This window comes from Trabulsiella odontotermitis, from assembly GCF_001297775.1.
GTDB classification, from domain to species: Bacteria; Pseudomonadota; Gammaproteobacteria; order Enterobacterales; family Enterobacteriaceae; genus Trabulsiella; species Trabulsiella odontotermitis.
In genome coordinates, this window is the sequence record NZ_LIFX01000011.1 from 57,372 (window position 1) to 72,267 (window position 14,896).

At 54.4% G+C, this 14,896-nt stretch carries 11 protein-coding genes; 2 read left to right on the forward strand and 9 right to left on the reverse strand.

Features of this window, described 5'->3' with window-relative positions:
• The first annotated feature begins 6 nt into the window (after window positions 1-6).
• Entirely contained in the window at window positions 7-753 is a 747-nt protein-coding gene (locus AOY23_RS15450) for a GntR family transcriptional regulator (protein WP_054180244.1), read from the forward strand.
• On the opposite strand, the gene AOY23_RS15455 is transcribed toward AOY23_RS15450, so the two are convergent.
• The 3 genes from AOY23_RS15455 to AOY23_RS15465 are packed head-to-tail and all read right to left on the reverse strand — an operon-like array spanning window position 727 to window position 3,973.
• Window positions 727-1,692, reverse strand: a complete 966-nt coding sequence (locus AOY23_RS15455; protein ID WP_054180245.1) for a PfkB family carbohydrate kinase — start codon at window positions 1,690-1,692, stop codon at window positions 727-729. The genes AOY23_RS15450 and AOY23_RS15455 overlap by 27 nt on opposite strands.
• Window positions 1,689-2,693: an ADP-ribosylglycohydrolase family protein gene (locus AOY23_RS15460; RefSeq protein WP_054180246.1), complete on the reverse strand. Its 1,005-nt coding sequence runs from the start codon at window positions 2,691-2,693 to the stop codon at window positions 1,689-1,691. The genes AOY23_RS15455 and AOY23_RS15460 overlap by 4 nt, the downstream gene beginning before the upstream one ends.
• On the reverse strand, window positions 2,690-3,973 hold the full coding sequence (locus AOY23_RS15465; RefSeq protein ID WP_054180247.1) for a nucleoside permease: 1,284 nt from the start codon (window positions 3,971-3,973) through the stop codon (window positions 2,690-2,692). Before AOY23_RS15465 ends, AOY23_RS15460 begins: the two co-directional genes overlap by 4 nt.
• Window positions 3,974-4,225: 252 nt before the next feature.
• On the opposite strand from AOY23_RS15465, the gene fbaB reads away from it, so the two are divergent.
• The gene (gene fbaB / locus AOY23_RS15470) at window positions 4,226-5,278 is read left to right on the forward strand and encodes a class I fructose-bisphosphate aldolase (RefSeq protein ID WP_038160125.1); all 1,053 of its coding nucleotides are present in this window, start codon (window positions 4,226-4,228) and stop codon (window positions 5,276-5,278) included.
• Window positions 5,279-5,610: 332 nt separating this feature from the next.
• Here fbaB and AOY23_RS21955 read toward each other — a convergent pair whose 3' ends face one another.
• The 6 genes from AOY23_RS21955 to mdtD form a co-directional block, all read right to left on the reverse strand.
• Window positions 5,611-8,238 (reverse strand): glycosyl hydrolase family 18 protein, encoded by a 2,628-nt coding sequence (locus tag AOY23_RS21955; protein WP_072171024.1) that lies wholly within the window; start codon window positions 8,236-8,238, stop codon window positions 5,611-5,613.
• Between the two features lie 478 nt (window positions 8,239-8,716).
• Window positions 8,717-9,616 (reverse strand): lipid kinase YegS, encoded by a 900-nt coding sequence (gene yegS, locus AOY23_RS15485; RefSeq protein ID WP_054180249.1) that lies wholly within the window; start codon window positions 9,614-9,616, stop codon window positions 8,717-8,719.
• 262 nt (window positions 9,617-9,878) lie between these two features.
• Window positions 9,879-11,240 (reverse strand): prephenate-dependent tRNA uridine(34) hydroxylase TrhP, encoded by a 1,362-nt coding sequence (trhP, locus tag AOY23_RS15490; protein ID WP_054180250.1) that lies wholly within the window; start codon window positions 11,238-11,240, stop codon window positions 9,879-9,881.
• Window positions 11,241-11,359: 119 nt separating this feature from the next.
• Window positions 11,360-12,082: an envelope stress response regulator BaeR gene (gene baeR, locus AOY23_RS15495; RefSeq protein ID WP_054180251.1), complete on the reverse strand. Its 723-nt coding sequence runs from the start codon at window positions 12,080-12,082 to the stop codon at window positions 11,360-11,362.
• Window positions 12,079-13,482, reverse strand: a complete 1,404-nt coding sequence (baeS, locus tag AOY23_RS15500) for an envelope stress sensor histidine kinase BaeS (protein ID WP_054180252.1) — start codon at window positions 13,480-13,482, stop codon at window positions 12,079-12,081. The genes baeR and baeS overlap by 4 nt, the downstream gene beginning before the upstream one ends.
• Entirely contained in the window at window positions 13,479-14,894 is a 1,416-nt protein-coding gene (gene mdtD / locus AOY23_RS15505; RefSeq protein WP_054180253.1) for an MFS transporter, read from the reverse strand. Before mdtD ends, baeS begins: the two co-directional genes overlap by 4 nt.
• Window positions 14,895-14,896 lie beyond the last annotated feature (2 nt).

The window sequence follows — 14,896 nt, forward strand, 5'->3', positions numbered from 1 at the left end:
GAGTCGATGGAACAAGCGCATACCCGTCTTATTGAGCAACTGAATGAGCGCATCGCCGCTGCCGACAATATGCCGTTGTATCTGAAGTTTGCCGAAACGGTGAAAAATGCGGTTCGCAGCGGCTGGCTTGAACACGGCAATATCCTGCCTGGCGAGCGTGATCTCAGCCAGTTGACCGGGGTATCGCGCATTACCGTGCGCAAGGCGATGCAGACGCTGGAAGACGAAGGCGTGGTCACCCGCGCGCGCGGCTACGGTACGCAAATCAATAATATCTTTGAATATTCATTGAAAGAGGCGCGCGGGTTTTCTCAGCAGGTGGTATTGCGCGGTAAAAAGCCGGATACGCTGTGGGTCAACAAGCGCATCGTCGCCTGCCCGGACGAGGTGGCGGTGGAGCTGGCGGTGCCGCCCGGCAGTGAAGTTTTTTTGCTCAAACGTATTCGTTACGTTGATGAAGACGCGGTATCTATTGAGGAGTCCTGGGTGCCAGCGCCGCTGATTGCTGATCCCGACGCGATTGGCATTTCACTGTACGACTACTTTCGCAGCCAGAACATTTTCCCGCAGCGTACGCGCTCGCGGGTCAGCGCCCGCATGCCGGACGCTGAATTTCAGTCACATATCAAAATGGATGACCGGATCCCGGTGCTGGTGATCAAACAGGTGGCGCTGGACCAGGTGCAGCGGCCGATTGAATACAGCATCAGCCACTGCCGCAGCGATCTATACGTTTTCGTGTGCGAGGAGTAATTCCTCGCGCCAGGGCGCGCAGTTGCCGCCGCGATGCCCGACAACCCAGGAGGCGACCGCATTTCCCAGTCTGACCGCGTCAGGCAATGCCCAGCCCGCCGCCAGCCCGGCCAGAACACCGCCTGCATGACTGTCTCCCGCGCCTATCGTATCGACGACCTCTACCGGGCACGCGGCAACGTGCCCCTGCGTCTCAGGCGTGAAATACCAGGCGCCGTCTTTGTCCTGACGAATAATCACCGGTGTGCCGTAACGGTCAAGCCAGGCCTGACCAAAGGCGCGGGTCTCTGCCGGTAACTCCGCGATTTCCGCGATGATTTCCGCTTCCTGGCGATTGAGCGATACCAGCGGTTTACAGGCCATGATGCGAGCCATCAGCGCTGGCGGGATATCGGCAATGCGCGGACCAAAGTCGATCAGTGCCGTCATGCCCGTGGTGTTCTCCAGCCAGTTGACCAGCAGCTCGCCGCACGGCGACGCCAGTTGATAACCAGAGAGATAAACCAGCCCGCCATCCTGCACCGGCAGCGCCTCCAGCCACGCCGGAACCCATTCGTTTTCCACCCCGCTGAACGACATAAACGTGCGTTCGCCGTCGGGTTCAACCAGCGCCAGGCACCAGCCGTTGTCGCCGGTGGCGTTATCGATCGCGCTGACCAGCCCTTCGCGCGCCAGATTGTTGCGGATGATTTCGGCCCACACACCCTGACCGAGCGGCAACGCATTGCAGGCGCTGATCCCCAGTCGTTTCAGCGCCACGGCGATGTTTAACGCACAGCCGCCGATGTTCACTCCCTGCTGTTTAAGCTCGATGTCACAGCCGCGCCAGGGCAGGGCGTAAGCATCAGCGATGACGTCAATCACCGCCGCGCCAATCACCGTGACCGGGCGCTGCTGATCCAGCGTTCTGAGTTTATCGGCCAGTCCTGATGCCTTCATAGTGCCTCCCGCTGTTGACGATACCCCCGCAGTGCACTGGCATAACGGGTGAAATCCAGATGGTTTACGCCGTCCAGCTCCGCTTTCAGTGCCGGGTCGATAGCGTCAACGCCCTGCAGCGCGCCGCAGATGGCGGTAGCCATCGCGCCGATGGTATCGGTATCGCCGCCGAGGTTAGCGCACAGCACTGCGCAGCGGTTGGGATCGGTCTGCGCCAGTTCCACCATCGCAATGGCGCAGGGTACCGATTCAATGGTGCTGGTACCCGCGCCGACGAGCTGATAAAGCTGCTCGCTGGCGGATTCCACGCCATTAGCTTCGCGCACCGTTTTCAGCGCCAGCTCCAGCCGTGCCGCCAGTGAGGCGCTGAAGGTAGTGACGCGTCTTTCCTGCGCATGCCTTGCGATGGCAGGCAGCGCCTCGACAATGTTCTCCCAGCGTTCGCCGTCGATGGCGCGGGAAATCGCCCACGCCACCACCACCGCACCGGCAATCGCCAGATCAGACTTATGCGTCGGGCTGGAGGCGAGGGCGATATCATCAATAAAACGATCGAGATCCGCCGCCGGCAACATGCAGCCCAGCGGCGATACGCGCATGGCGGCGCCATTGGTGACGCCGTTGTTCTCCAGCGCGCTGACCGGCTGGCCGTCGCGAATGGCACGTAACGCAATTTTCGACGTCGGGCCGAGCACGTTTTTATTGAACGCGTCAAAACGTTCGGCCCACGCGAGGATGTGACGGCCAATCACATCCGGATCGATCTGACCTTCACACTCCAGCAGCGCATCAGCAAGACACAGCGCCATGGAGGTGTCGTCGGTAAACTCAGCACGTTTGAAATAGCAGGCGGCGCTGTTTTCTGCCGGACCGGGGAGAAAACGGTCGATCCAGCCGAAGTGCGCTTTTACCCGTGAGCGCGGCCACAGTTCCGATGGCATGCCCATCGCATCCCCTACCGCCTGGCCATATAAGGCACCGAGAATACGCTCGTATTTCATTTAACTTCCCCTTGTGTTAACGCAATATCGCGGTTGTCTTCATTCACCTTAATGGCAGTGATTTCTTTATCAGACTCGCGGAACAGCAACATAAACAGGACTGCAATCACGGCAATCATCACCGCGCCGAAGGTCCACATGCCCGCCCAGTTAAAGGTCAGTCCATTCACCGGTTCTTTATAGGCGAACATTTTCTCCATCATGACACCGCCCAGGCGGTAGCCAAGCAGGCTGCCGAACCCCTGACAGCAGAGGGTAATCAGCCCCTGTGCGGCGTTACGCATGGTTACCGGCGCTTTTTTATCAACGTAGATATACGCGGTGACGTAGTAGAAGTCATAGCTCACGCCGTGCAGCAGGATGCCGAGGAACAGCAGGGCGTAAGTGAAGTAATGGTCCGCACCACCGTAGATAAAGAACGCGTAGCGAATGGCGGCAGTGATAAGACCAAGTAACAATACCTTTTTAATACCAAAACGTTTGGTAAAGAAAGGCAGTGCCAGCATAAAAAAGATTTCAGAGAACTGGCCGAGCGTCATCCAGCCGGTGGCGTTTTTCATGCCCACTTCGGAGAGATAACCGTTGGCGAAGATGTAGTAAAACGCCAGCGGCATTGCGAACAGGAAAGAGCAGAAAAAGAAGACCAGGAAGTTCTTGTCGCGCAACAGGATCAGCGCGTCGAGCCCCAGCATGACTTTCAGGTTCATCTTGCCAGTGCTCTTCGGCGGCGTATCCGGCAGGAAGAAAGCGAACACTCCCAGCAGCGCTGAACTGCCCGCGGTGATCAGCAACGGAATGCTGGTCGGCGAGATGTCGGCGTAGCCCAGCATTTCCGGCAGGAAACCACACACCAGCCCGGAGCCAATCCAGCCAATGGTGCCCATGACGCGGATGCGCGGGAAATCGCGTTCGACGTCCGGGACGTTAGAAAAGGCGATGCTGTTGGTCAGGGCTATCGTCGGCATATAGGTCAGCGAGTAGGCGAGCAGTAGCGGGAAAAAGCCAGCAAAGGTGGTTTGCTGCGCGGCGAAATACATCAGTATCGCCCCGGCAAACATCAGTACGGCCAGCACTTTTTGCGCCGGGAAAAAACGGTCGGTCAGCGAGCCGACGAGGATTGGCGACAGGATCGCCGCAATCGCCGTACAGGCATAAGACCAGCCAATTTCCCCTGCGCTGAACCCGTTTTTACTCAGCCACAGCCATAGTGGTACAAACCAGGCGCCCCAGATAAACCATTCAACAAACATCATGAACGACAGCTTTACTGTAGTTTTCATCGTTAAATCCTTCATGACAGGTAAGGTACGCCTTAACAATACCAATGAATAATACCTTTTAAATACCTTTGATCGGAAAATTTGATCGCTCTCGCAAATTACCTGACCTGAAACGTGACAGCGGATTGTGCTTAAAAACACCTTGTCGGCTGGCAAAAATGCCCCTGCAGTACCAGGCTTATTCTGCCCGCGATGGTGCGGGTCAGGACAATCCATCTCCGACGTCATGTCGGAACTTACGGGAGCATCGCTATGACTGATATTGCGCAATTGCTTGGCAAAGACGCCGACAGCCTGTTACAGCACCGTTGTATGACCATTTCCGCTGATCAGCTGTATTTGCCGGGTCATGATTACGTTGACCGTGTGATGATTGATAATAACCGCCCCCCGGCAGTACTGCGAAATATGCAGACGCTGTATAACACGGGGCGTCTGGCCGGGACAGGCTATCTGTCTATTTTGCCGGTCGATCAGGGCGTGGAACATTCCGCTGGCGCCTCGTTTGCCGCCAACCCGCTCTATTTTGATCCAAAGAATATTGTCGAACTGGCGATCGAAGCCGGGTGTAACTGCGTGGCCTCCACCTACGGCGTGCTGGCGTCGGTGTCCCGCCGTTACGCGCACCGCATTCCATTTCTGGTGAAGCTGAACCACAACGAAACCCTGAGCTACCCGACCACCTACGACCAGACCCTCTACGCCAGCGTTGAGCAGGCGTTCAACATGGGCGCGGTAGCGGTAGGGGCGACAATCTATTTCGGCTCTGCCGAGTCGCGTCGCCAGATTGAAGAGATTTCCGCAGCGTTTGAACGCGCGCACGAACTGGGTATGGTGACTGTGCTGTGGGCTTATTTGCGTAACCCGGACTTCAAGAAAGACGGTGTCGATTACCACGTTTCTGCCGATCTCACCGGTCAGGCGAACCATCTGGCGGCCACCATTGGCGCAGATATCGTTAAGCAGAAAATGGCGGAAAATAATGGCGGCTATAAAGCGGTGAATTTCGGCTATACCGATGACCGTGTTTACAGCAAGCTGACCAGCGAAAACCCGATCGATCTGGTGCGTTATCAACTGGCGAACTGCTATATGGGGCGCGCCGGGCTGATCAACTCCGGTGGCGCGGCGGGTGGTGAAACTGATCTTGCGGACGCGGTACGCACGGCGGTTATCAATAAACGTGCCGGTGGGATGGGGCTTATCCTCGGCCGTAAAGCGTTTAAAAAATCGATGGCTGACGGCGTTCAGTTGATTAATGCCGTACAGGATGTGTACCTCGACACCAGGGTCACCATCGCCTGATTTTTCTGGCAGTGCCTGGTGGCGCAATGCTGACCGGGCCTGCCGGATTGACGTGACTGTTTGGCGGCGTCATCCGCTCAGTTTATCGCAGTTGATCCCTCTCACATTCCCTATCTCTTTTGTGAAAAACAAGACGTTCGGGATATAACAGACAACGGGCGTATTAAGTATAGCAAGGCGCGTATTCATCGCGCGCTCGAGAATATACCGCCAGTTATTTATGAAAAAAAATTGGCCAGAGCTCTTCATTAGGCTGGGGACTAAAAACCGGAGGGACGACACTTCTGCTGTAAAAAAACGGCCACCGTCATAATGACAGGTGGCCGTTGGTATTAGTAAGGGTTATTATTTTTTTTCCGGAACCTCAGGGATGATGCTTTGTTCTGCATATACGTGCCTGATATATTTAAACCTGTACGCGGACCGGTGACATCATAATACGTTCCCGTAAAATTTACACCATCATACAGTCGAATGATATAGTCTGGGTCAACCATAATCGAGCTGATTTTATCACTGAAGTTAAGTGCTGCAAGATCTGGTACATCGCCTAAAATATGTATTTCTTCACCACTATAGTGTGTATCATCATAAGCAATCGCTTTAATAATTCGAACCGATGATATGGATTCAGAAAACGTAGAATCGAATGGAGTTACATTCCCCATAATTACCTTTTGACTCCCACTATAGTTATCGTCGGTATAAACATAACACCCCAGACAATCATCTGAAAGGAGTGAAGACATAAACGTATTATCTGCCTTCCCACCCTGAGAGTTAAGAACCTCAGACAAACCAGGAATATCATCAGTTACATTGAGATAGTCACCGGTGTAATTTATTGCATTAAAGAATTTAACTTTTGGATCCGGAGCGATTTTAATAACCTTTAGCGATTTCGCTCTATAATCAAAAGCCATTGAGCTCAGGTTAACAATCTCTGAGCTGCCGACGACATCTCTATAGGCTCCGCTATAATATTTACCTTCGTACAGACGGACAATATATCCCGGCAGAACCTTGATGGAAGACATGTTATCATAAGAGAGCTCCCAAAGATCAGGGATATCACCAACAACTGACAGAAATTCATTCGCACCATTGAGGCCGTTGTAGCATGCCGCTTTAACAATACGTATTGATGAAACACTATTGTTATAGTAATCACTGTATGTTGCTGCATTATTAGTGAAGGTTGTATAATTCCCGAAATAGTAATATTCCGTGTACACTCGATAGCCCAGCGCATCAGCACCCAGATTAGAACTTGATAAAGAATTATCCACCGAGTTACCTGCGCTATCTCGCACTACAGTAAGCAGAGGAGTATCCTCATTCACTTTAACGACCGCCCCTGTATAGTTAACCTCCTTATAGAAGTTGACATGGGGAGTTTCTGCATTAGCAATTGAAACATTCTTAATCTCACTCACAATTTTACCCAGCTCAAAATCTGTGGTATCACCGCTGATATCCCAGATAATGGCACCGCCAAAACCCTGCTCGTTGATGTAGTCGACTTTCGCCTGAATAGACTCAGCATCGTCATAGGTCAACATCTCTTTCTTGCTGGCGCTGTACAGGTACGGCACCTTGGACTGGTCATCCCAGTAACGGACATAGTCAACACTTTCCCGTTTCTGCTTCAGAACATAGAACGGGTTGGTACCGGTAAACTCGTCCACTTCATCCCACGCGCCATGCACGGTTGCAGTACCTGCGACAAACAGGCCCGGCAGCCCTTTCTCAACTTCAAGACCAGAGACGTTACCCCAGCCGCGTCCGTAGAAAGGCACGCCCATCATCAGTTTGTGTTTTGGTACGTTCCAGGTCTCGTAATACTCGTTCATTGCAGAGGCGACGTTCAGCAGTGGGTCCTCATCATGGCTGTTGGCAAACAGCGGCGCATTATGGCCGGTGATTGTCTCAAAGGCACCGTGAATATCGTAGGCCATCACGTTAACGCTATCCAGCAGCGGTGCGGTAGCTACCGGGTTAATGTACTGAATATTGTTGTGGTTGGTCGTGACTGCGGCGGAAAGCTGATAGTAACGGTCATCCAGGAAGCCCGCGTCGTTAAGTTTTGTACGCAATTTGCTGATAAGTGAGGTAAACTGGCGTTTAGAGACTTCATTATCCGGGTATTCCCAGTCCACATCCACGCCGTCGAAATCCCAGGTACGCATGAAGGACACCATGCTGTTGGCCAGTTTTTCAACCCCGGCATCGGTGGCACAGGCTTTTTCAAACACGTCTTCGTCAGAGTTATTCCAGCCACCCACGGAAACCATAGCGGTGACGCCGTGCGCTTTGGTCAGCTTTGCCAACTGGCGTAACAATTCCGGGCCTTTAACCGTATCGTGGATCACGACAGCGCCGTCTTTTACCACGGCAAAGCCATAGTTCAGATGCGTCAGCAAAGAGAAGTCGATGCGGTCAGGGGTGAAATAATCATGGGCGCCATATACCCCCCATTCCGGGAAATAACCGATCACTTTACGCTGATTCGCCACAGCCTGTTTGCCTTTACGGTAGATCTCCCAGGACTCTTCGCGAACAAAGGGAGTAAACTTGAAGGTGCCATAGAGTTCATAATTCAGCGCATCGCCTTTCAGCCATACGGTATTGACACCGGGTACCATGCCCGGGTCGGCCCAATACTGTGCAGTCCAGTAATATCCCTGATAGCGCACGACAGAACCGCCAGCATAGCTTTTACTCGCATCGTACTCTTCTGAATTAAGGGCTAATTCCTGCAGTTTCGCCACCATAACTGTTGGGCTACCTGGAAAACTATTCGGATAATATTCGTTATAGGCTTCCCAGTAATGGCCATTATCGCGCGAAATCATCATTGAGTTATTAAGACCGTGCAGTGTATTGGTCTCATCGTTCATCGTCACCGTAATTGATGCCGCTGCATCTGATAATGGATTAGTCGATTTTTCGTTACTCATTTTATATCTCCTAAGGAACGTGCGTTGATAATTAAATAGCTTCAGATTGCATATTAAGAACACCATCGCTTCTGAAACTGCACCAAAGCTTATCTGATGAATTAATTTATACAACAGCACTTTATTGCTTATTAGATAATAATAGGTTACGTGATAGTATTGTTTATTCGTTAGCGGCTCAGTCAATAAAAAATGATGCGGAATGATGTGAGATGATGTTTTTATTTATAGATTTTTATGAAAGTTTATTAAACTAAAAATAATACTCTTTCCCCGCAGGCGTAATTAATGTTGGCATTTTTTCTACAGACAGCGCGGAAGAACCCGAGCGTACTCATGAGAACCTGGGCTAGCTTACCGCTAGCCACAAATTTTGGCTTAGGACTGTATCAGCAACAGGGAAGTGAACAATTCTTCGTCCTGGCAGCCGGACGTGGCAATTCTATACCAGCCGCTCCCCGTCGGTGCTTTGCGAGAGTTAACGCAGCAGCGGACAGTCCGGCGGCAGGCGGCAGCGCAGCGCCGCTGGCAAAATTTCCATACGGAAGGTTTTGCCACTCAGCGGTTCGCCGTCGAGGTTGAACGTCATTTCATGGGGAGCGGTGACCTCGAACCACGGCGAAACGCTGTCGACCAGGTTCTCCTTACCGTCGCTGCTGGCCAGGGTGTTGAACAAAGCAGGCAGCAGCTCTTCACCGGTAAAAATGCGTAGATGCAGCAGGCCATCGTCAATCAGCGCGTCCGGGCAAAGCTGCTGTCCGCCACCCGCCTGGCGGCCGTTGCCGATACCAATCACCAGCGCATCGCCTTGCCAGGTAAAGTTCTCACCCTGGATTTTGCAGCGATCGGGTTTCAGGGTGTCCATGCGCACTAATCCATGAATCAGGTATGAAATACCGCCCAGCGCGGCTTTCAGCTTCTCCGGCGTTTCGGTGGTGATGCGGGTACCAAACCCGCCCGTCGCCATGTTGATAAAACAGGTTTTGTCATTCACCCGGGCGATATCAATAGCGATATCGTTACCGGCGATGGCGAGTTTCAGCGCTTTATCCGGTTCGTCAGGGATGCCCGCGCTGGTGGCGAAATCGTTGGCGGTGCCGAGCGGCAGAATGCCCAGCGCCGGAATATCATCGCCCTGACAGTGAATCAGCGCTGTGGCGACTTCGTTGATGGTGCCGTCGCCACCGCCGGCAATCACGGTGGCAACGCCCAGCCGACGGGCTTCGTCGATATAGCGTTCGGCATCGCCTTTTTCCCAGGTCACGCGAACGTGGATCTCCACGCCTTCGTCACGCAACTGCATTACGGCGTCGCGCAGCAGGGCGTTATCAGCGCCTTTACCATTGAGAATCAATAAACTGGCGGGAAATGTGGTCATCCTTTTTGCCTCATTTTTTAACATGAGAACAAGTTTATCGCAGGATTGGAAATGTCGCCCAGGAACAGGCTGAAACAGCGGAAAAAGGTGAAGAAAAAAATAAGCCCGCGTAAGGGAGATTACACGGGCCAAGGAGGTGGTTCCTGGTACAGCTAGCTTTATGGGTTATGTTTTTCAGCGTAGAGATAATACCCTTAATGAACGAAGCGGTATGTGATCGGATTCTAAGAATCTTCCGTGCAGAAAAAATAACCCAGATTAACTACTTACCGTGCGGGTTACGCGTGCTCTGACCCGCGAAATTACGCATCAGAAGTGCATAATTTAGCACCAGTTCTTCCGGTACCGGCAGCCAGACGGTGTAACCATCACCCGGTGCGACCGGCATCGCTTCGCCTTTCGCGTTTTCCATGTGTTCCAGCGTAAAGTTGACGTTGCCCTGCGGCGTCATCAGTTCAAGGCTGTCGCCCACGCTGAATTTGTTTTTCACCGCCACGGCAGCCAGCGGCCCTTTACGTTCGCCGGTGAATTCGCCGACAAACTGCTGACGCTCGGAAACCGAATAGCCGTATTCGTAGTTCTGATAATCGTCATGGGTATGACGGCGCAGGAAACCTTCGGTATAACCGCGATGCGCCAGACCTTCCAGCGTTTCCAGCAGGCTGGTATCAAACGGTTTACCGGCAGCGGCGTCGTCGATGGCTTTGCGATAGACCTGCGCGGTACGGGCACAGTAGTAGAAGGATTTGGTGCGGCCTTCGATTTTCAGCGAATGAACGCCCATCTGCGTCAGGCGCTCAACGTGCGCAATCGCGCGCAGATCTTTCGAGTTCATGATGTAGGTGCCATGCTCGTCTTCGAACGCGGTCATGTATTCACCCGGACGCTGCGCCTCTTCAATCATAAACACTTTGTCCGTCGGCGCGCCGATGCCCAGCGTCGGTTCGACGTTCTGCACCGGAATCGGCTCGTATTTATGCACGATGTTGCCGACGTCGTCCTCTTTACCTTCCTGGACGTTATATTCCCAGCGGCAGGCGTTGGTGCAGGTGCCCTGGTTCGGATCGCGTTTGTTGATGTAGCCGGAGAGCAGGCAGCGACCGGAATACGCCATGCACAGCGCGCCGTGAACGAAGATTTCAATCTCCATGTCCGGTACCTGATTGCGGATTTCTTCAATTTCTTCCAGCGACAGTTCGCGGGAGAGGATCACGCGGGTCAGGCCCATCTGCTTCCAGAATTTCACCGTCGCCCAGTTAACGGCGTTGGCCTGCACAGAGAGATGGATTGCCATCTCCGGGAAGTGCTCGCGCACCAGCATAATCAGCCCAGGATCGGACATAATCAGCGCATCCGGCCCCATTTCCACCACCGGTTTCAGATCGCGAATGAACGTTTTCAGCTTGGCGTTATGCGGCGCGATATTCACCACCACGTAGAATTTTTTGCCGAGCGCATGGGCTTCGTTGATCCCAAGCTGAAGGTTTTCGTGATTGAATTCGTTGTTACGCACGCGCAAAGAGTAACGCGGCTGGCCCGCGTATACTGCATCGGCGCCATAAGCGAACGCGTAACGCATATTTTTCAGCGTTCCCGCCGGGGAAAGGAGTTCCGGTTTAAACATGATTTTCTCGTTCTGATGACAGGTCAGATCCGCCTCACAGGGTAAGGCGGCAGGGGGAGTTCCCATACTTTAAGGGCGGGAATTGTAGCGCCGGGCGGCAGGGGAGTAAACCGAAGATTCTAGGCGATACGGCAGGCGTCCGCCTCCCAGCGATAGCCAACGCCATACACGGCGCGAATAAATGACTGCTCGGCGTCCAGCGCTTCCAGCTTGCGGCGCAGGTTTTTGATGTGGCTGTCGATGGTGCGGTCAGTGACGACGCGGTAATCGTCGTACAGATTGTTGAGCAGTTGCTCGCGGGAGAAGACTTTCCCCGGCTCGCTGGAGAGTGTTTTCAACAGGCGAAATTCAGCAGGGGTTAAATCCAGCAGCTTGTTCTGCCATGACGCCTGAAAACGGCCTTCATCAACAATCAACGGGCTTTCGGCATCCAGCGCCAGCAACTCACGCTTCGGCTTGCAGCGGCGCAGAATGGTCTTCACGCGGGCGACCACTTCGCGCGGGCTGTAGGGCTTGCAGATGTAATCGTCAGCGCCAATCTCCAGCCCTAGCAGGCGGTCGATCTCTTCGATTTTGGCGGTCACCATCACCACCGGCACTTCCGAAAAGCGACGAATTTCACGACACAGGGTTAAGCCGTCGGTGCCGGGCAGCATGAGATCCAGCAGGATGAGATCAGGCGGTGTCTGATGCACGTACGACAGCACTTTATCGCCATGGCTGATGAGCGTCGGCGCATAGTTCGCCGCCTGCAGATAGTCGATCAGCAACTGCCCCAGTTTGGGTTCATCTTCCACGACTAAAATCCGTGGCGCGTTGGCATCAATGGGTAACGTGGTCATACGTCTCTCGGTAAATCTCGTTCCAGCGGTAACTCTACTTTAATGCTAACCCCACCAAAAGGCGAATGCGTGGCGTTGAGCGTGCCGCCGTGCGCCTCGACAATGTTCAGGCAAATCGCCAGGCCAAGACCGGAACCGCCGCTGGCACGATTGCGGGAGCCTTCGGTACGGTAAAAGCGTTCGCAAAGTAAATTCAACTGTTCGTCGGTGACGCCGGGCGCGCTGTCGGCGAAATCAATGGTGACGGTATGGTTCTCCGTCACGGCGCTAATCAGCAGCTTACCGCTGCTGTCAGTGTAGCGCAGGCTGTTTTCCAGCAAATTATTGAAGAGTTGCATCAGGCGGTCGCGATCGCCGAATACGGTAATGGTTTCCGGCAGCGAAAAAGCGATGGACAGCCCGCGGCTGGCGAACCGTTCACGGAAAGCGCCCGCCGCCATCTCCAGCAGCGTTACGACATCGACAGTGGCTTTCTGGTAGGCCAGCGCGCCTTCGTCAGACATCGACAACTGGTGCAAGTCTTCCACCAGTTTGGTCAACGTGGCGACCTCCGCCTGTAGCGACATCACCGACTCCGGCGTGAACTGGCGAACGCCATCCTGAATGGCTTCCAGCTCGCCGCGCAGCACCGCCAGCGGGGTGCGCAGTTCATGAGAAATATCGGCCATAAAATCGCGACGCATCTGTTGGTTGCGTTCCAGCGTGCTGGCGAGCTGGTTAAAATCCTGCGCCAGTTTTCCCAGCTCATCAGCACCGGTGGCGGCCACGCGGGTGGAAAAATTCCCTGCTGCCAGTTGATGCGTACCTTCCACCAGCCGTTTCACTGGCGCCAGCAGGCCGCGGGCCAGCGGGAAGGTCGCCAGCGCCGCCAGCAGGGTGGAGAGCGCGACGATAAGCCAGCTGGTGCGCTTTTGCTGACGGTCGAAATTGATGTCGGTATTGCGCGTCAGGCGCTCAACCGGGGAAGCGATCACCGCACCCACTTCGGTGCCATTGACGACAATCGCGCGCCGGGTGCCGTCCGGCGGAACGGGCGCACGCGGGCCAACCAGTACGTGCGCATCCTGATCGATCACCCAGAACTGAGTCCGCCAGCCGTGCGGCGGCATGCCAGGACCGGGGCGATCGTCGCCCCCATCATGCTCCAGCGAGCGCAGTATCTGGAAAACAAAGCGATCGTTATTGCGCAAAAAACGCCAGTTGCCATGCAGCGCATACTGCTCACCGAGCGCATCGCCCAGCAGTTGCAAACGCTGCTCGTTGCCGCGCTTGATGTAATCAATAAAACCGTGTTCAAAACTCAGCCGCACCGCCCAGTGCATGGTGACCAGCAGCACAATGCAGGTCGCAAAAATAGCGAGAAACAGTTTACCGGTGATCCCCGGACGCCATAATTTCACGATTCCCTCCTTTTACGCCGGTTTATGACCACGTTTTTCGTGATGTCATCGGGGACATGTCGGAAAATCAGTGCCGGTAACGCAATGATTACCGCCATGCTGAGATAGGTGTAGAGAAAAATATGGTGCGTGGCGCTGGTGTCGGTCGCGACATGTTGCTGACCGTACAGTCCGAGCAACAACCCGGCGACGGTGACGCCGATACTCATCGACAGTTGCATGATCATCGACAGCAGGCTGTTACCGCTGCTGGCGTATTCGTCCGGTAAATCTTTTAACGTCATGGTGTTCATGGTGGAGAAGCGGGTGGAGTTCACCATCCCCTGTACAAACAGCACCACCGGCAGCAGGTAGTACCAGCCCAGCAGCGCGACGGACATAAACAGCAGACTGACCAGCACCAGTGCCAGCGTTGACGTCACCAGCACCCGGCGATAGCCAAAGCGATTGACCACCTGCACGATAATGCGCTTCATCCCCATACTGCCAATGACCATCGGGATCATCATCAGCCCGGCATGAAACGGTGAGAAGCCAAGGCCGATTTGCAGGAACACTGGCGTCATAAACGGCAGCATGCCACTACCGATACGCCCGGCGAAGCTGCCACCAAGCCCGAGGGAGAACGTCGGCGTACGAAACAATTTCAGGCTGAACAGCGCCGAGTCGTTGTCACGCGCGTGCCAGAGATAAAACAGAATGGAAAACAGCCCGACGGTGACCAGAATGCCGAGCATCAGCGGCGTCAGGCCGAGCCCTTTTTGCCCGTCGAGTGCCAGCGTCAGCGTCGCCATGCCAATCACCAGCAAGATAAAGCCCGAGACATCAAAGCGCCGCGTCTGCAACGTGTAGTTGGGCATCAGCATCAGCGTGGCAATCGCGCCAATGATCCCGACCGGAATGTTGATAAGGAAAATCCAGTTCCACGAGGCGTATTCCACCAGAACCCCACCGAGGGCGGGCCCCATCAGCGGCCCCACCTGGCCGGGAAGCGTGACGAACGTCATCGCCGCCATGTACTGATCGCGCGGCACGATTTTCATCACCGTTAAGCGCCCGACCGGTACCATCATCGAACCGCCCACGCCTTGTAATACGCGAGCCATCACCAGCTCATTGAGCGTGCTGGATTGCGCGCAGAAGAATGAACCGGCGGTGAACAGCACAATGGCGGTGAAAAAGACGTTGCGCACGCCGACGCGGTCAGCGAGCCAGCCGCTGGCAGGCAGCATCACGGCGACGGTCAGGACATACGAGACGATCACCATATGCATGTGCAACGGATTCTCCCCGAGGCTTTTCGCCATTGAGGGGAGGGCAGTGTTGACGATGGTGGTATCCAGCGACTGCATAAAGAAGCCGAAGGCCACAATCCATAGCTGCCAGCGAACGCTACGCGGAAGATCTACCATGT

What these genes read in the sequence shown, in the direction of transcription:
- trhP (WP_054180250.1), bottom strand. Translation starts at nt 11,240, where the DNA reads ATGTTTAAACCGGAACTCCTTTCCCCGGCGGGAACGCTGAAAAATATG.
- mdtD (WP_054180253.1), bottom strand. Translation starts at nt 14,894, where the DNA reads ATGGTAGATCTTCCGCGTAGCGTTCGCTGGCAGCTATGGATTGTGGCC.
- AOY23_RS15465 (WP_054180247.1), bottom strand. Translation starts at nt 3,973, where the DNA reads ATGAAAACTACAGTAAAGCTGTCGTTCATGATGTTTGTTGAATGGTTT.
- AOY23_RS15450 (WP_054180244.1), top strand. Translation starts at nt 7, where the DNA reads ATGGAACAAGCGCATACCCGTCTTATTGAGCAACTGAATGAGCGCATC.
- baeR (WP_054180251.1), bottom strand. Translation starts at nt 12,082, where the DNA reads ATGACCACGTTACCCATTGATGCCAACGCGCCACGGATTTTAGTCGTG.
- fbaB (WP_038160125.1), top strand. Translation starts at nt 4,226, where the DNA reads ATGACTGATATTGCGCAATTGCTTGGCAAAGACGCCGACAGCCTGTTA.
- AOY23_RS21955 (WP_072171024.1), bottom strand. Translation starts at nt 8,238, where the DNA reads ATGAGTAACGAAAAATCGACTAATCCATTATCAGATGCAGCGGCATCA.
- AOY23_RS15455 (WP_054180245.1), bottom strand. Translation starts at nt 1,692, where the DNA reads ATGAAGGCATCAGGACTGGCCGATAAACTCAGAACGCTGGATCAGCAG.
- AOY23_RS15460 (WP_054180246.1), bottom strand. Translation starts at nt 2,693, where the DNA reads ATGAAATACGAGCGTATTCTCGGTGCCTTATATGGCCAGGCGGTAGGG.
- yegS (WP_054180249.1), bottom strand. Translation starts at nt 9,616, where the DNA reads ATGACCACATTTCCCGCCAGTTTATTGATTCTCAATGGTAAAGGCGCT.